Below are 17,612 nucleotides of genomic sequence, written 5' to 3'. Positions count from 1 at the left end.
TCTGATCCGATCCGATCCGATGTCGAGGCCGCCACCATCAGGCCGCCATCGCGAGCGCGGCCTGTTCAATCGCTTTATTCGACAAGCGTTGACGGCGGCGCAACTGTGCTGGGGTGCCATAGTGCGGTTCGCCGGTCACACCGAGCCGAAACACCCGCGTCTGGCGCCCGACCCGCGCGGCCACGGCATCGCCGAGTCCACCATTGAGATGATGGTCTTCCACCACCAGCAACCCAGCGGTCTCGCGCCCGGCACGCAGCAGGGTCTCCACGTCCAAGGGCTCGATCGAATAGGCATCGATTACTCGGGTGGGCACCCCGCTCTCCAGCAGCTGCACATACGCATCCAGGGCTTCGGAGACGGCCACGCCAGCGGCCACCAGGGTCAGGCGGTCCTGCTCGGAGGCGATCAAGGTCTTGCTGCCACCGATGGGAAAGGGCTCCCCGGGGCCATAGAGCACCGGGGTCTTGACGCGGGTGGTGCGCAGATAGGTCAGACCGGGTTGCTCCAGAGCTTGTTCGGTCAGCCGTTCGGCGCTAACGGCATCACTTGGGTAGAGAAGGGTGGCGCCGTCGAGCGCGCGAAACATGGCGATGTCCTCCAGACCAATTTGCGAGGGCCTATCCTTGCCGACGCTCACCCCGGCATGGCTGCCGACCACCAGCAGATGCGGCGGGCGTGAATTCGCGGCCATGCGCAGGAAGTCATAGCCGCGGCTGAGAAAGGCGGCGAAGCTCGACACGCAGGGTCGTTTGCCGCTAACAGCCAGGCCCAGGGCGGTCCCGATCATGTTCTGTTCGGCAATCCCCGCCTCGATGAACCGCTCCGGATGCTGTGCGGCGAAATCGTTTGTCTTGGTCGAATGGCGCACGTCGCCATCCAGCACAATCAGGTCCTTGCACCGCGCACCAGCGCGCGCCAAGGCGGTGCCGAATCCGCTGCGCGTCGCTGTCAACTCACCGCGCTGATCGGGCGGCGTGGGCGGGTTCGTCGTGGCCGGGGCCACCGCGGGCGGTGGCGACACCGGCACCCGCCGCGGTGTGATATGAACCCCCTGGGCAGGCGCTTGGATTTCGGCCAGCGCGGCCTCGCATTCCTCGGCCGACAGCGCCTTGCCGTGCCAACCATCGGCACCAGCCAGAAAAGACACCCCCTGACCTTTGACGGTGCGGGCGATCAAGGCCCGTGGCTGGGCGTTATCGAGCGGACGCAAGGCCCGCACAATGGCGTGAAGGTCATGACCATCGATGACCTCGGCTGACCAGCCGAAGGCACGAAACCGCTCGGCCAGGCGCTCCGGTTGGGTCGCGGTCGGGGCGGGTCCACTCTGTTGCAGCCCATTGGCATCGACCAGGGCGGTGATGGCGCCCAGGTTTTGGGCGGCGGCAAACTGGGCGCTTTCCCACACCGCGCCTTCGCTGCATTCGCCATCGCTCAGCAGACAATAGAGCCGGGCGTCGATGCCGTCGAAGCGGTTGGCCAGGGCCATGCCATTGACGATGGACAGCCCCTGGCCGAGGGATCCCGTCAGAGCGGGCACCCAGGGATTGCGCGGCGAGAGATGGCCTTCGAGTGTGCTGTCGAGTTGACACAGGATCTCGGGGGCTTCATCAAGGGCGCCGGCTTCGTGCAAGGCGGCCCAGAAGATGGGTGTCGCATTCCCCTTGGAGAGCAGAAAACGGTCCTGATCCCGTCCACCGGGTTCACTGGGATCCCAGCGCATCTGCTGGAAAAAAAGCGCACTGACCAATTCCGCCGCCGAGAGCGCGGAGGTGGGATGGCCGGACCCGACCCTGGTAGTCATGCGCAGGACATGGGCGCGCAGGCGCGCGGCAGTGGCGGGAAGCGCCGGATCGACGACCGCATCGACCCGGGCGGACGCGCTCACCTGCGCAGGGTGCGGACCCGGATCCTTGGAAGCGTGGTGGGCTGTCATGACTCCTCCGTCTTTTGACTGATGCTGGATGGCGAATTTGAGGCGTTGCCAGTGCACGACTTCGCGCGGCAGCAAGCGCCTTTGCGACCGCCTTCACTCCACGATTAAGCAATCGCAGTACCAGCTCGGAATTGGATGGGATGTGCAAGTCCGTGAAACCGCGCCAGCAGCGGACGTGGGTTCGGAACCGCGCCATCTTCAAAGGTCTTGGGTGCGCCTTGACCTTAGCTGGGGCGCAACCAGGGGCGCAACCAGGGGCGCAACGGGACGCGGGTAGCCGGTCCATTTGAACCGGTATTGGGTCAAAGCCCCCACGATGGCGACACGACACAACCCTGCGAGTCTCGTGCCATCACCGTTTTCTGGCGTTGTGGCGAGTAACAGGACATTTTTTACTCTTTCCATGTTCAATCCTGACGGAAAAACATTGTCTTTCATTTTGTTTTTCTCAGGTGTCTGCGTCGGAAGACGATCAGCGGCTTACCACTGAGTTCACAGGCGGTGATTGGTTCTAATCAGTGACTCGACCCGCTCGACCTCGCGCTCGACCTTTGAGCAACCGATCCAAATGGCGCTGACCGGCGCTGATCTCGCCGAGATCCATGGGCTGGCCCAGCAGGTACTGGCCGATGCACGGAAGATGCCCGGGATCGCCCAGGCGCGCCTGGATTATCAGCCAACCAACCCACAGCTGCGCATCCGCTTCGACCATGAACGCACGGCTGCGCTGGGGGTGTCGCCGGCCGACATCGGGCGCAGCCTGCAAATTTTGATGGGCGGCGAGGACATCACGGATTTTGCCATCGATGCCGAGACCTATGAGGTCATGGTCCGTGCGGGCGCGCGCGGCGGACCGCGCGGTGCCGAAGGACCTGGATCGGGTTGAAGTGCGTGCCGACGACGGCAACCGCTGGAGTTGCTGGCCGGGGTACCCTGGCCCTGCTCGGCGCCCTAGTCGCGCTCTGGCTCGGGGGCGGGTCGATCAACCTCCATGCCCAGATCGGCTTTATCCTGGCCATCGGGCTGATGGCGAAGAATGCCATCCTGCTGGTCGAGTTCGTCAATCAGCTGCGCGATCGCGGCGAATCACTGGAAGATGCGCTGACGCAGGCCGCGCGAGTGCGCTTTCGGCCAATTTTGATGACCTCGATCACGACCCTGTTCGGCGCCCTGCCCTTGGCCTTGGCGGTCGGCCCGTGGGCCGAAAGTCGACGCATCATCGGCCTGACCATTCTCGGCGGAATTCTGGCCTCGACGCTGCTGACGCTCTTTCTTGTGCCGGTGCTCTACCGGCTACTGGCCCGGCATAGCCGCCCGCGTGCGGCGCTGGCACGGGAGCTGTCGGCGCAGCGGCAGGTGGCGGAGAAAGGCTGAATGGATGTTGCCGAGAGCGCACCTGCGCTGTTGCTGACCTTGCTGATACTGACTTTGCTGGCCGAGTTGGCGATAGCGATCAGCAGGGCGCTTGGTCTGCTGGCACCCTGAGCTGTGTACACTAATCACTTTGCTTTGATCACAGGAAGCAATGCAGCTTTGACCTCGCAACGGCCAGAGCATGCCATTATCCATAAGTCGGTGAGCCTTTCTTTATCAGAGGGTTACGAGGGAGGTTTTCCGGCCACTAGACTATGTTGCGCCACGCTTGAACAATCACTTGCACCATACTGCAACCATGGTCGCCGGACTTATGTGTAATGGTATGGTTTGAGCCTGGCTTGATGAGTCAGCCACTCCGTCATCTGTCCTTCACACCCTGCCCTGGCGTGGCCCGACGCGAACCTCTCTCACCGGGAAGCCGGTCGGCCACCTCCGCGCCGCGCTTGCCGCGCGGGCGCGGGGCGCCAACCGTGCTGTCCCGCGCGGTTTGCCGCTCGGTTTCCGCATTGACGCAAGCCCCGAGGATCACCGCCAGCGCCGCCAGATAGAGCCACAATAGCAGCACAATCACCGCGCCCAAGGAACCATAGGTGGCGTTGTAGGCGCCGAAGTTGGCGACATAAAAGGAGAACAGCCCGGAGGCCGCCAGCCACAAGACGCCCGCGACCGCCGACCCCACCGGCAGCCAGCGCCAGCGCGGAGCCCTTCGCGACGGCCCGAAGCGGTAGAGGATCGCCAGCGCAAGCACCAACACCAGCGCCATCAACGGCCAACGCAGCCAGGCCGCGAGCACCTCGGGCAGGGTACCAAGACTCACCAGATTGATGATGATCGGCACGGCCACGATCAGCACTATCGCCAGGGCCACCACGACCACCAGGAACAGCGTCAGCCCGAATGCGAACAGATTGAGCACGACAATGTTGCGCTCCTCTGGCTCGTCGTAGGCGACGTTTAGCGCGATGATCAACGCGCGCGTGCCACGGGTGGCTCCCCAGAACGAGAGCAGCAGCGCGCCGGCAAGTCCGAAACCAAGCGTTTGATGCTGGCTGTCGGCAGCGCTCGCAAGCTGCCCGGAGATGAGTTCATACACCTGTTCGGGCAGCAAGGCGCGCAAGGATTCGAACTGCTGCTGAATCTGCGTCGGGTCGAACACCAGGTCATAGGTGGTCACCAGCGCGGCGATTGCCGGAAACAGACCGAGCAGACTGTAGAAGCCGACGCCGGCGGCAACCAGACCCAGGTTTTCGCTGGCGAAACGGCTAAACACCCGCCGCGCGATTTGCCACCAGCCGCGCAGCGGAATTTTCATGGGCGACTCGGTCTCGCGCCCCGGCGCGCGGCCAACATTGGCTTCATCGGCATGCTCCATTGTGCTGACAGGCATGAAACTATCCTCCACGGGTTTCGCGTGGCAACCCGGCATGGGCCGAATCACGGCCAATGACGCCGTGCGCCGCGGGTCGAATCATGCAAGCGTCAGGCAAGAGTCATTCCGACGCGCCTTCGCCAAGAATGCCAGCACACAGCCGGCCTCGACGGGCTGACCATGCCGGCGACCGGCCAGCCCTATTGTGCAAACCCTTGTGGCATTACCAGGCGGCGCTGGCCAGGCACCGGGATCATGCTTACAGCGGTGGATTTACACCAGCACCGAGGCAAAAGCCCCGATCACCCCTGCGTTGGGCGTCGTCCTGCGCGACGGGCGCACAGCACAACCTGCCCGAGGGGCTGGCCACCTTCCTGACCTCACTCGAGGATCTGCATCTTGGCTTACACTCCGGTAGGGCGTCGCTGCAAGCTTGGCGCCCTCCTTAAAGAATTTTAGCCACCGCTGTTCCTCGGTTTCGACCCGTTGGGCGTCGAACTTGCTCAATTCCAGCAGCCAAATGCCGCCGTGGTTTAACAAGACATGGCCCTCGGCATCGCGCAAGCGTTAGTCGTGCGCATAGCCGGGGCGCTCGGGCAGCAGGGTTTCGCCCAGTAGCCAGATCGAATAGACAGGTTCGAGGCTGTCGTAATCGTCCCCGCTGCGCAGTTGAGCCTGATAGATGTCGGCCCAGGCGCAGAGAATCCGCGCGCGCAGATCGGGGACGTCGAGCAACTGGATCTCGATTTGATACAGCCATCCCAAGCCATCAAGCGCTTTGACATCGACGATCCTGAGCTTGTCGTCGGGAAACTACCGTTCGTTGTAGGGATTGAGAATCTTCACCGCGACGATGGGCGCGGACAGATCGGCGCAGAGTATGGCGTTGAGAAAATGCACCAGCAGCGCGCGATTGTGCTCCGCGCCCAACAGGGCCTTGAAAAAAAAAGCGATCTTGGGATCGATGGGGTGGCGCATGGCGGTAGTTTAGCCTGAACACGACCGCTTGGGGCAGCCGTACTGTGGGATTCCGCCGGCTCGCTTGGAGAGAAAATCGGACTCACGCAGATTTTTAATGGGTTTTTCCTACTTTAGTTTGAATGCTCGAGCCGAGCGCCACGTGCATTTGCCGCCGGTACGAGCGATATCGTCATAGACCTGGTATCGCGTTTCAAGCGAAGTTGCGATTTTGTTGGTTGAAGCGGCTTTAGCCGCAAGGAATCAATGCCCGAGCCGCGATAAATTAAAGCCTTTGCCGCGAGAAGCCGCAGCTAAAGCCGCTCCCACCGTCAAGCTGCGGCTTCCAGAAAAAAAAAGACTGAAAAGCTATCCCAGTGGCAAGCGCGAGCGTTGCAGTCGCTTGTTTCGCTCTCATGTAACGGTCTTGGCTGAACGAGATATGAGGAGACAAGGAGAATGAACAAAACCGTCTTTTCCTTCTTGCTTGCCATCAAGAGAGGGAACAATCTCCCACCCGTTCACTCAACCCCATCCTGGCCACCTGGTGCATCGCCCTCTTTACTGGCATGGTTTGCGGTTTTAATACGGCCCTTCAGAGTGCCGTGCGATGGCTTTTGAGACATCTCAACCCAAACGTCCCGCCTGGTGGGTTTACGCCCTGGTCTGCGCGCTGTCCTTGCCCGGCGTCTGGCTGCTCGGAACCCTGAGCAACACCTTTGAGGGGATTGGAGTTGGCGCTCTGGCCGCTTGGCTGGGAGCGCTGGTCGCCGGTATCTTGCTCGCTGCCTTGGCCTTCGCTGTCGCCTCCCGTTGGCCACGACACGGGGCGCTCTGGGGTCTGCTGCTGGCCGCGCCGACCCTGTTCACCATCGGACTATGGCTGGTGGTTCATCAGGCGCGGGTCGATGCGGCGCTGCTGTTTGAGAGCCTGGGTAATCTGTCGTTATTGACTGTGCTTGCCATCATCGGCGGTCGCTGGGGCCAGCGGCGCCGATCCAAGCGGTTGACGCTAGCCAAGCGACTATCCAACAACGCGCTTGCGCCCATGACCAGCGTGCCACCCACGCCGATGCCCGCCTCATCGCCAGACTGGCTCGCGTCTTTGCTGATTCCAGTACTGATCGGGCTTGGCTGTTTAAGTCTACTGATCCTGACCGGCCGGGTTCTGTTGGCAGGCGAGGACGAGGCACTGACCATGGTTTTCCCGCTCGTGCTGACGGGCGGCTGCCTCTGGTCGGCATGGCGCACGCGGTTGGCATGGAACCAGCGTCGGGCCTTGCTGGTGAAGCGCCCCGAGGCGCTAGCCATCGGCGCGACCATCCGCCTCTGGTTACCGAGCATCGGACTTGCGCATGGAGCGCTGAATTTGGTCGTGCTGACGATCCTCGGACTGGCCGTTGGGGTCAGCCTGCTGTTTGGCCCCTTGACCGGCGAACTGACGGGCTTCCTCCTCAGCGCCCCTCAGTTTCTCGTGTTTGGCTTTCTCCTCCAAGGCCTCTCCACGCGACTGCGTCCGGCAGTTCCGCGCAAAATGAAAGGTTGGGATCAGGGAGCTGGTTACGGTTTCCTCTTGGGATTCGCGGCCATGTGGCTGGGCATCCTGGGTTCCATGCAGGCGGTCGAGATCGGGATCTTGCAGCGCGCCGAGGTGTTCGATGGCGTGCGCCTGGCCGAGTTACCCGCCTACGACGGGCGCAATGCGCTGATCGGCGTCGAGAACCTGGTTCCCGCGCGGCTGCCGGTCCAATCCCATGGCTGGCGCAGGCAAGGTGAAGGATCCGAGCGGTATGATCGCGTCTATGTGGTTCCCTTGACCGAGCGCTTGGGCGCTGTTGGCGCTGACTCGGTGACACCAGATAAAGCCTGTGTCTGGCTGGGTATTGGCACCGCTGATCGCGGGCATCGCGAGCAGGTACCGGGTCTGCGCGAACAGCCACGTTGGTTGCGCGAGGTAACTTGGGGGCCTCTGACGACCCGCGAACACAAAGACCGCTACCGTCGCGCCATCGGTGGCCCAAGCGACGCCGAACGCGGGTGCCGACCGGTGGTGTTCCAGTCCGTCGCCGCACCAGAGAAGCTGCAAGTCGCTGCCTGGCGGCAATTGGCGCTGTATTTCGGTCTCGGTAATCTTGTCCCACTGCTGATGCTGCTGGGCTACGGACTCTGGCGGCTCGATCAACTGGGCGCGGATGAAATCCTGATCGCGACGAGAGCAAACCGTGGCACGACATCCCACCAGCCGCACCCACTCCAACGCCTGTTCCAATGCAGCAACGAGGATCGCGAGCACTACCGGGCCGGACGCCTGAGCCAGCGACAGCACCAGCGGATCCAACAGCAATTATGGCTCGCCGTCGGCGGAACCATCGCCGGCATGGTCTTGGCCGGGCTCTGGATCTTTTTGGCCGTCATCATGGTCGGGCATGTTTGGAACACTCCCGAGGCCGGCTGGGGAGCGCGAGCGGCCACTGCCGCCGCGCTGCTGTTAGGGCTGTTTTTCCTGATCGGCATGCCGGTCGAGCAGTGGCGCAAGCACCGTCTAGCCCGGCAAGATCTAGGCGAAGGGCGTGTCGAACGGTTAACCGGCCAGGTGCACCGGCAGATGATCCGTCACCACAAGTCCGCGAACGAATACTGGATCATCATGGATGGGCAGCGCTTCAGCATCACTGATAACATCCACGCTTTGCTAAAGGAAGGCGCCCTCTATGATCTTTATCGCTTACCCCGCACCCGGCGGTTGCTGGCTATCCTCCCGGCGGATCGGCCGGCACCGCGCTCAAAGCTGTCAAAATCAGCTGGCCATGCATGAATTAAACACTATGGACTGAAAGTCCATGGTATAGCTTACGACTGAAAGTCGCGATTTCGGTTGAAACAGGCTGCAAGTATATCCTGACTGAAGTCAGTTTAATCATGACTCAAAGTCATTCAACATTGAAACCATCATCCTGGTGATTTGGGTGATCTTCGTGATGCTTCAAGTATTCCCGTATCATCTTATCAGTAACATGACCGGAACTGAAAGCCGCATAGCCTATTCCCCAAAATGCTTTCCCCAGTAGCGATTCCCGAGTTGCGGATATATTTCCTGAAGCTTCCGGGAGCTACGTCCTTTGAACCATATAACCAAATCGCTTACTGCGTATTTTGGTGGATATGAGATGTACAAATGCACATGATCCTTACTAACGGCCCCACTGATAATCTGAATATCATGCCATGCGCAAACATAACGTATAATTTCACGCATACTAAGCTCGACTTCCATTATTAAAACTGCGGAGCGATATTTCGTGATCCAGATCAGATGCACCTTCAAGTCGTGCAGTGTATGTGATGATTTTCGAAAAGACCTAATGAATGAGAGTTTAGGAAAAGTCTTGCACTAAAAGTGCATAGTTTTGGAGAATTAAAGGAGCCAGCTCGGTCTGGCAAGGCCGCGTGTTCTAGCGGGTTAGAGTCCCGCCTGGGTAATCGTGAGCCGCGAGCTCAGTATTGAGCCTTGGGGCGCAAAGGGTAACTGACGCGTCGATGCGTAGGCACGAAAACAGGCAAGGTGCAAAGGTAGCGGGTGAAGCCGCACCTGAAGGTCTAGAGCCCCGAAAAGAATTTGTCGAAGAGTGCCGACGGGTTTGTCCCCCCGGCAGGCAACAATGCATGTCGCGTCATGGTCAGTGGCATGGATACTCCCCGGGGTCCAAGACCGGATCGAGCCTTACATTGAGAACACCTGGTAACCAGGGAGATCCAACAGCCGGTCTGCGGGAAGTGGGCACCGATGAACAAGTCTCATCAACGAGGACATCGGCGGTGGCTGTTGGAAGTCGGAGCCACTCATATGAGCGACGATGCCCGGTAATGCGGGTCGAGCAAAGGAGTGGCCGTTTGGGGGATTGCGACGGTACAACACGCCACTACACAGAGAGGACGAAGTGCGTGAAAACGCGAGCCGAAGCAATTCACACCAATGGAGCGAAGAGCGAGAAGCATGGGCGGTCTGATGGAAGGAGGGCCTTCTGTGTTGAAGGGCGAGAGCCTATCCCTTGGTGAATGCCCCGAACTAGGAGCCGGATGGTGTAACACTCCAAGTCCTGCTGCTCCGAGCCGGGTAACGAAGCTGCGCATGGTCAAAATAGTGTGGCACCGCCGGGAAACCAGGCGGAAACAGAGAAAACAAACCTTGACCTAAACGCGGACAAGTTCCCGGCTTACTCTCCGAATCGAATATTTTCTGCACTCTCTTCATGCACTTCATTCTCTTCGGGCCGGCATCGCCAAACCAACCGATACGCGAGACACCCGCCGCTGCCTATTCGCCGCGCAATCTCGTCAACTCGGCAAGCAGCGCATCTTTCTCGGCGCGCTCTCGTTTGGCGAGTCGCTCGCCCGCGACAGCCCGCTCTTCAGCCATGGCGGCACGCTGTTCGGCTTGCTCGCGCGCCTGCCGGTCTCGCTGCCAGCGCGGTAGCACAAAGGGCGCGTAGACCTGATCCTCGATCATCGCCTCCAGATGCGGCTGGCGGGTGAGATCCTCCAGGCGGAAGCGAAAACCTGGCACCACGGCGAAGCGAATGATGCCATCCTCGCAGGGGATGGGTTCATACAGCCCCCGGGCATTGCGCCGGTAGAACAGTAGCCAACGCGCGTCATGATGGATGATGTAGTACTCGGGCACGCCGGCGGCCTGAAGGTAGAGTCTCAGCAAACCAAGCAGCCATTAGTAGATCCAAGCGGTCAACACATCGGACACTGGCTTGACCTCCAGAATGCCATTGTTCCATTCGTAGCCGTTTTCGTGCTCGTAGTAATGGGCCCAGTAGTCCTCCTCGCTGACCGGGGTGCCTTCCGGCGGGTCGATGGGCGCAGGGAGATCGGGGGCGCTATCCCATGGGGCGGTTTGCGGCGACGGGTGGTGGAGAGCGAAGGCAGGCGAGGACATGGTCGGACTCCTGTGGATGCGGGCCTGGGGCGAAGTCTAGCCTCCCCCCGCGATGGGGGACAAGCGCAATCCCGGGCTTGAGCGCCGAGGCGGTGGCGGCGTCGGCGATGGCGGTGATGGTGGCTTGTTCGGCACAATTCCGGCTCAATTCCGGCTCAATTCCTGGAACGTGGGAGCCAGGAGGCAACTGGCGAACTTATGGGTAATGGTATGTGCCACGACTGGTCAAGGCGCGCCCTTCGTGGTGACATAGGCGTCCCAGACCGAGCGCGAACCCGATGATGATGGACCCATGCCTTGGCAGAGAACGTCCAGGATCTGATCGATCCGAAGAAAGATTACGTGTACTACCTGGAAAAGCTCATGTTTGAGCCTCCCGAACCACTGCGTCGGTGCTCTTCATTAGTGAATTCGATTTAGCCGAGTTGCATTATCGCTTCAGCCAGTGGCTTTCAGTGGACGAACATCGGCGCTGGAGTTGGGGCCCTCTTTTCCATCATGGTCCTGATCGTTCGCCGGAGACTGGCTCCCGGTGGCATTGGCGGAGCGTCGCATGGCTGGTTCGGTCTCCTTACCCTTGAGGATGCGCTCCACCACGCGAGCATTGCGCGCCAGATGGATTGTCAGTTCCTCCAAATCCTCGTCAGCCAGTTTGGGCACCACCTGTTCATCACGCAGCCACTGCCCGAGTCGATCAGCGACCTCCAATGCCTTATCGTAGGCATCCGCTTCTTTTTTGTCCGCTGTCCGCAAGCGCTCAACCCCCTGGTTGTCTTTTACGATGTATTCAATTTCAATCACAGTCGATTCTCCCGGTCAATGCTTTAGCTTCAACCTTGTCGGTTCGTCTCAGCGCTTCGAGATGGGCACATAATCGCGGACCTGCGGGCCGTGATAGATCTGCCGCGGTCGACCGATGCGCATGCTCGGCTCGCTCATCATCTCCGCCCAGTGAGACACCCAACCAACAGTGCGCGCCAGGGCAAACATCACTGTAAACATATTGCGCGGAATGCCCAACGCCTGATAAATAATGCCGGAATAGAAATCCACATTCGGGTACAGCTTGCGCTCAACGAAGTATTCATCCTCCAGCGCGATGCGCTCAAGCTCCAATGCCAAATCAAAGAGCGGATTTTTCGCATCCGCTAATTCCTCCAGGACTTGATGACAGACCTCACGGATGATCTTGGCGCGCGGATCGTAATTTTTGTACACCCGATGACCGAAGCCCATGAGCCGAAAGGGATCATCCTTGTCCTTGGCTTTCTCGATGAACTTGGCGACATTCTCCACACTGCCAATTTCAGCCAGCATATCCAACACCGCCTCATTCGCGCCGCCGTGTGCTGGGCCCCAAAGCGACGCCACGCCGGCGGCAATACAGGCAAAGGGATTGGCCCCGGAACTACCCGCTAGCCGCACGGTGGAGGTGCTAGCATTCTGCTCATGATCGGCATGCAAAATAAACAGCAAATTGAGCGCTTTCTCAGCGATCAACCGCGGCTCATAGTCAGCGCAAGGAGTGGCGAACATCATGTAGAGGAAGTTGGCGCAATAACGTAGATCATTGCGTGGGTACATGATGGGCTCGCCAACATTGTGCTTGTAGGTCGCGGCCGCGATCGTCGGAATCTTGGCGATCAGGCGATGCGCCGAGACTTCGCGGTAGCGCGGATCATGTACGTCAATGGAGTCATGATAGAAAGCCGACAGTGAGCCAACCACACCACAGAGCACGGCCATGGGGTGTGCGTCGTAGCGAAAGCCATCCAAAAAGCTCTTGAGATTTTCATTCAGCATGGTGTGCTGCATGATCACCCCTTCAAAGTCATCAAGCTCCTGCTCGCTCGGCAAATTGCCGTAGAAGAGGAGATAGGCCACCTCCAAAAAGCTCGCCTTGGTGGCCAGTTGCTCGATCGGATAGCCGCGATACAGCAACACACCCTTTTCGCCATCGATAAAGGTAATGGCACTGTGGCAACTGGCGGTTGCCATGAAGCCAGGGTCATAGGTGAAGAACCCAGCATCGCGATACAGCGAGGAGATATCGACCGCCGGCGGTCCGAGAGTTCCCTGCTTGAGCGGATACTCGTGACAGCTGCCATCGATATTGTTGGTAATGGTGATCGTCTCGTTGATCATGGCTGACTCCTTGGGACGGTCTGCTCCGAGGCTAACGCTCAAGAGACAGATTACGCTAGGGGCAGACCCGCAAGCGCGGCGCCGGATGACATCGGGGTGCGTCGGGAAGGATCAGGCAAAGGCTTGGCAGGCACCCAAGCCACAATGCCACAGGGCAATGCTAAGCCATAAGACGAATTGGCTAAAGCGTCTTTTTCACGCACAAAGAAGAACCGGCCGACACAGCCATGCCAGCTCAAAACGAAAAGAGTAGAGCTTGGCCGCTATCGCGGCGAACCAGCCAGAGATAACCGAGAACTGTCTCGCATGCTGTTTACCAATTGACACAACCCTCTGCCAGGGATTGCCAACTGTCCTTCAACGACCGTACTTACGCCGGAACTTATCGACCCGCCCAGCCGTGTCGACGATCTTCTGCTTGCCCGTGTAGAAGGGATGGCACGCGGAACAGACCTCGATATGCAGCTCCTTGTCGAGCGTTGAGCGGGTGGTGAACTCGCTCCCGCAACTGCAAACGACCTTGATGTCCTGATACTCTGGATGAATTCCCGCTTTCATGAAACACCTGTTTAATAAGGGATCGGCGACGCTGGCCGAAACGTCAGTAAACCGCGCAGTATAGCCCTGCTTGGCTTGCTTGAAAAGCTCTAAATCGGACCAGGACGAAACCGTACTAGCCGCGCAGGCGAGACATTTGCGCTGTCCCGCTTCTTGGACAATCAAAGGGCGAAACCGGCGGTGATGGCAGCTCGCTTGCGCAGTCCAGCAAGCGCATCTGCCCGCGCCGGCCCTGTTTGATGTGTCCCACGGCTACGTCCAGCATCACTGCGGGGGCCAGCCCGAGTCGGGTGGTCAGCTTGGCGATGCCGCGGATGAAGTACAGGTCAAAGCCGAAGTGGCAGCCGAGAGCCAGTTGATTCGCTCCGAGGCGCTGTGCGCGTTGCAGTTGCGCTTCCAGCTCGCACTGCCATGCAGAGAGGATGGGTTAGCAGGAGCATCGTCCGGAAGGAAGCTGCTTACTTCTTGGTCGGAACCGGCTTCCGGTGGCGGAAAATCGAGTTTTCGTTCAGGCACAAATATTCGGGACCTACCTGAATCTGCCACACTACTGTTTTTATTTGTCTTTTTCTGCAATTTAAAAGGATTGTCCCCAACTACCAAACCCCCAAGATATCGTACTTCGTCTTTTTATCCACAAATCGATCATCATCGGGAATTGCCTTTAGAGCCACTCGCAGGAAGCCTGCTGCCGCGTCATAGTCGCGTTGTTGTTCACATACTTGCACGAGTCTCCTGAGGACATTTGGATTCATCGGGTTGCCTTTGTTCAGCTCGACCAACTGCTCGCGCGCCCCCTTAAAATCGGCCTTCATCCCTGCTATCGAAGCGCGACAAAGCGCGTGCTCGAAGCCTTCCTCGCCATAGTTGGCTGCTCGTTTCAGTTCTGCTTCTGCTCGCTCCAACTGGCGCAAATGCATATACACTTTAATTCCTAACAGGCGAATCGCAGCGCCGTCGATGCTTTGTTGTCCCACGGCATCCCTTGCAGATTCGTATACCTTCGCAAAATCAAACCAGCGTTCGGCTCGGTGCAACGCATTGAGCTGGTGGAAGAGTGCATTAGTATCAGAAGATCTCTGGAATTCCAGGCCCGCCAGCCTTGCCGCTTTTTGATAGTCCGCACCCTCCAGGGCTTCGATCACCGCAGTGGACCAGTCGGTCGCGGGTGACTTATTGCTGACCAAAGAACTCAGCCCTATCTTTTCGCTCTGCGCCTTGCGAGCCCTCCGGAAAGCATCTTTGAGAAGCACAACAGACTGAAACCGCGAGGCCGGATCCTTGCGCAGGCAGCCGAGAACAACCCCTTCCATGGCCTCGCATATCCCGGAATTTATTTCCCTGGGTTTGGGAAAAGGCGCATGAGTTCTGACCTGTGCTTGAGTGTTGTGCGGCAATCTTCCGGTGAGCAATTGGTAAAGGAGTACGCCGAGGCTATACATATCGCCGGCAAGCAGTTGCTCGAAGGAACCTTTCCTCGTCGCGCAGTCTGAATACTCGGGAGCGGCATAAAGAACGGTTCCGCCATTCTCGCGAGTGCGAACATAAAAGTCCTCCGGCAATGCGGAACTGCCGAAGTCTGTCAATTTAACTTGGTCAGCCTGCCCCACCAGGATATTGTGAGGCTTGATGTCGCCATGCGAAATCGGCTTCGACAGCGTGGCAAGATAGTTAACGGCGTCAAGGACCTGCTCATAGATATTGAATAGCCGCTCATAGGTATTGCCGAAATGATGCGATCGATTTTCCAGCTTTTGCGCCAAGGATTCGCTCGGAAAGTATTCCATTTCGATCGCGAACCATTCCTTCTCGGGCGGAATCCTGCCCATACGATAGATCTGAATCACATTGGGGTGCGCCGCTAGCCCAACCAGTTCCTTGCCTTCGGCCAGGGAGCGATCTTCTTTCGAGAGCTGTTTCGGAATCTTCACGGCAACGATGGCGCCGTCCTGAAGACGTTCTGCGCGCCATACCCAACCATGGCTGCCGTCACCCAAGCACTCCAGCAGCAGGTAGGCATCCCCAAGCCGCTTATTCGCGCCCGGCAGAAAATGTGCCGATTGAATCTTCACAGACCCTCCCAGCTCGCCAGACGCTCCAGCTTCAGCAGGCCAGACCGGTCTTTATGGAAGATGAATCTGTAAAACAACAGCAACTGACATGCTGTATAGGCTCCTCTCGTATCCGCCACGCTTTTTACCGTCGCGCTTGTTCTGGCGAGCATCGTCGAAATATCTGGGGCCGAAACCACACCCACGCTCCAGGCCGACAACACCAGCAAATCGGGCTTTCCATCCCAGCGGGCATGCGCGGTCCTCAAGTTCGCCAGCTTGCCTTCCAACTTGTCTTTCGCGCGGTGGCTGCCGTCGTATCGCTCAAACTCGATGAGGACAGCGGGATCCCCGGTTTCGCGACGAAACCAGACCGAGTCCGACCGGATATCATTGCCGACCGCGAACGGGGCTGGTGCTTCGACGACCGCCATATAGCCCGCTTCGTGGCCGAGCGAATTCCACAGGCTGCAACCGAGGCTGTGAACGAATACATCCTCATCGCGCAGCCCCCACTGTCGCAGCGCCGGAAACGCACGATCAATAAAATCGGTCGCTTCCAGGGTCTGGCGGATCTGCTGCGCGAGTTCATTCATGGAAGCTGTCCCAGACCTCCAGCACCTGGGGAGATTCACCACCGTGAATCAGGGCCTTTGTACCCACCTTGACCAACAGCGGAGCCGGGATCGAACGCCCGCAAACCAACGCCTCGCCCGTCGAAAGACTGGGTAACTCGTCAAGGTCTGCTTTGCTGACCATGTCCGACGCCTTCGCGATGAAGCGCTGATCGTCCGGGTTTTTCAGTCGCATGGTGATCAGGGTGTTGCACTGCGAGGTCACATCTGGGTCCAACTTCGACGGGCGTTGACTAACGATGCAGAACCCCACACCAAACTTACGGCCTTCGCCGGCAATTTTTTTGATCACCCTGTGGCTGACTGCATTTCCGCCGCTCGGTGCAAAGCTGTGTCCTTCCTCGTACACCAAGAAACTGGGCCGCAAGGGATCCGTCTTGCTCGCTGCCGCTCTGAGGATCTCGCTTGAAAGCAGCGCACAGACCACCTGCTTTGCAGTATCGCTTAACCCTTGCAAGTCAACCACCACCATGCGGCCCTTCCGATTCGACGGTCTCCCGACCAAGCGATAGATATCGGTCGGCTCGGCCATGGTCGCCGAATAGAAGCTCTGCGCTTCGTTGAGCACCCGGCTGAGTTTCATGGACGCCACCGCCGCGCTGCGTCCATTCAAGGCGTTGGCTTCGGCATCCGATAAGTCATCCCAGCCGCGCAGCTCATCAAGACCATCGCCCAGAAAATAGCGCAACCGGTTGATGTCACGCGGCTCTTCCTGGTCTGTTTTGCGCCAATAGCGGATGGCGACATCGAGAACACGCTGTTGAGGCTCCGTGAGCCCCGGAAGAATTTCGGCCACGTCGTCCATCTCGAAGCGGTCGAACTGTAGCGCCAGCGGCTGGTTCTTCCCGGCATACTTATGCCGGAAGGAGTCATGCTGCGGTGTATAAACCTGAACACCCGCATCAGCCGCCTGCAAGCGTTCAATTGTTTCCTGAATCCGCGGCAGCAGTTTTCGATCACGGACATCTTCAACCTGATCGAAACCCGTGGAAAAGTTCAGCTTCCCCTTGGCCAGCGCCTTGCCGTACTCACCATGGGGATCGAACACCACCACGGTTCCGTTGTTGATCGCCACCAGGCGCTCGATGATCCGCCCGACGGTGTAGCTCTTGCCTGACCCGGTCATCGCCAGTACGGCAAGGTGCTCTGTCACCAGATTGTTTACGTCGATAAAAACCGGAACGGGGTTTTTACCGCGTTCGTATCCCACTAGGTTGCCCAAGTGAAGACTGGTGTGTTCGTTAAATTCATAAAAATCGCACAGGAACTGGAAATCCACCGTCTCAACGCTTGCGCCGGGATCCAGCGGACGTCGCGGTATCTTGATCTGGCGCGTCACCGGATCCCGGTACCCGACGAGTTCCAGGTTGGCATAGAGGTGCTCCCCTGTGACGCTGGCCCCCGGTAGCAGTTCCAGTTCCGTAACGCTGTCACCGAACCCGGCGTTGAACAGCATGTTCGAGCGATGCATCTTCGTCACCCTGCCCAATACGGGAACGTGCGATTCATCCTCACGCTCTTGGTGCATGATGCGCACAAACTCGCCGCGTCTGACAGCGAATGATCCCCCGACAACCATTGTCAACTTGGCGGAGTCCCCGGTGTTGCCGACCAGCTTCCCTAGCACCTTGTGTTTCAT

At 59.1% G+C, this 17,612-nt stretch carries 13 protein-coding genes and 2 pseudogenes; 3 read left to right on the top strand and 12 right to left on the bottom strand.

The genetic code is table 11. The features are described 5' to 3' along the window. Positions 1–37 precede the first annotated feature (37 nt). Entirely contained in the window at positions 38–1,936 is a 1,899-nt protein-coding gene (locus Thiowin_RS07370; protein WP_328987100.1) for a transketolase, read from the bottom strand. Positions 1,937–2,441: 505 nt separating this feature from the next. Here Thiowin_RS07370 and Thiowin_RS07365 point away from each other — a divergent pair. Together Thiowin_RS07365 and Thiowin_RS07360 are read left to right on the top strand one after the other, a co-directional pair. After that, on the top strand, positions 2,442–2,822 hold the full coding sequence (locus tag Thiowin_RS07365; RefSeq protein ID WP_328987099.1) for an efflux RND transporter permease subunit: 381 nt from the start codon (positions 2,442–2,444) through the stop codon (positions 2,820–2,822). Positions 2,823–2,827: 5 nt separating this feature from the next. Next, positions 2,828–3,310, top strand: coding sequence for an efflux RND transporter permease subunit (locus tag Thiowin_RS07360; protein WP_328987098.1), 483 nt, complete (start codon positions 2,828–2,830; stop codon positions 3,308–3,310). Positions 3,311–3,671: 361 nt separating this feature from the next. On the opposite strand, the gene Thiowin_RS07355 is transcribed toward Thiowin_RS07360, so the two are convergent. Beyond that, a complete protein-coding gene (locus Thiowin_RS07355; protein WP_328987097.1) occupies positions 3,672–4,700 on the bottom strand; it encodes a YihY/virulence factor BrkB family protein in 1,029 nt (342 codons plus the stop codon). A gap of 411 nt (positions 4,701–5,111) precedes the next feature. Next, a pseudogene (locus Thiowin_RS07350) lies at positions 5,112–5,660 on the bottom strand (Rpn family recombination-promoting nuclease/putative transposase); the annotation flags it as partial. Positions 5,661–6,249: 589 nt separating this feature from the next. Here Thiowin_RS07350 and Thiowin_RS07345 point away from each other — a divergent pair. Further along, entirely contained in the window at positions 6,250–8,454 is a 2,205-nt protein-coding gene (locus Thiowin_RS07345; RefSeq protein ID WP_328987096.1) for a hypothetical protein, read from the top strand. Positions 8,455–8,569: 115 nt separating this feature from the next. Here the strand turns inward: Thiowin_RS07345 and tnpA are convergent. From tnpA to Thiowin_RS07300, 9 genes and pseudogenes are all read right to left on the bottom strand, one after another. Continuing rightward, positions 8,570–9,003 (bottom strand): annotated as a pseudogene (gene tnpA / locus Thiowin_RS07340) (IS200/IS605 family transposase). A 951-nt stretch (positions 9,004–9,954) separates the two neighbouring features. Next, positions 9,955–10,350, bottom strand: a complete 396-nt coding sequence (locus Thiowin_RS07335) for a Uma2 family endonuclease (protein WP_328987095.1) — start codon at positions 10,348–10,350, stop codon at positions 9,955–9,957. Between the two features lie 12 nt (positions 10,351–10,362). After that, the gene (locus Thiowin_RS07330; RefSeq protein WP_328987094.1) at positions 10,363–10,584 is read right to left on the bottom strand and encodes a hypothetical protein; all 222 of its coding nucleotides are present in this window, start codon (positions 10,582–10,584) and stop codon (positions 10,363–10,365) included. Positions 10,585–11,022: 438 nt separating this feature from the next. Then, positions 11,023–11,385, bottom strand: a complete 363-nt coding sequence (locus Thiowin_RS07325; protein ID WP_328987093.1) for a YebG family protein — start codon at positions 11,383–11,385, stop codon at positions 11,023–11,025. Between the two features lie 48 nt (positions 11,386–11,433). Beyond that, positions 11,434–12,729, bottom strand: coding sequence for a citrate synthase (locus Thiowin_RS07320; RefSeq protein ID WP_328987092.1), 1,296 nt, complete (start codon positions 12,727–12,729; stop codon positions 11,434–11,436). 357 nt (positions 12,730–13,086) lie between these two features. Next, on the bottom strand, positions 13,087–13,287 hold the full coding sequence (gene rpmE / locus Thiowin_RS07315) for a 50S ribosomal protein L31 (protein ID WP_328987091.1): 201 nt from the start codon (positions 13,285–13,287) through the stop codon (positions 13,087–13,089). Positions 13,288–13,883: 596 nt separating this feature from the next. Further along, positions 13,884–15,359: a serine/threonine-protein kinase gene (locus tag Thiowin_RS07310; RefSeq protein WP_328987090.1), complete on the bottom strand. Its 1,476-nt coding sequence runs from the start codon at positions 15,357–15,359 to the stop codon at positions 13,884–13,886. Beyond that, the gene (locus Thiowin_RS07305) at positions 15,356–15,934 is read right to left on the bottom strand and encodes a hypothetical protein (RefSeq protein WP_328987089.1); all 579 of its coding nucleotides are present in this window, start codon (positions 15,932–15,934) and stop codon (positions 15,356–15,358) included. Before Thiowin_RS07305 ends, Thiowin_RS07310 begins: the two co-directional genes overlap by 4 nt. Then, positions 15,927–17,612 (bottom strand): helicase HerA domain-containing protein, encoded by a 1,686-nt coding sequence (locus Thiowin_RS07300; protein ID WP_328987088.1) that lies wholly within the window; start codon positions 17,610–17,612, stop codon positions 15,927–15,929. The genes Thiowin_RS07305 and Thiowin_RS07300 overlap by 8 nt, the downstream gene beginning before the upstream one ends.

Origin of the sequence: Thiorhodovibrio winogradskyi (genome assembly GCF_036208045.1) — a bacterium.
Taxonomy (GTDB): domain Bacteria; phylum Pseudomonadota; class Gammaproteobacteria; order Chromatiales; family Chromatiaceae; genus Thiorhodovibrio; species Thiorhodovibrio winogradskyi.
The sequence above is the reverse complement of the archived record's forward strand: the minus strand, read 5'-3'. Positions and strand labels throughout refer to the sequence as shown.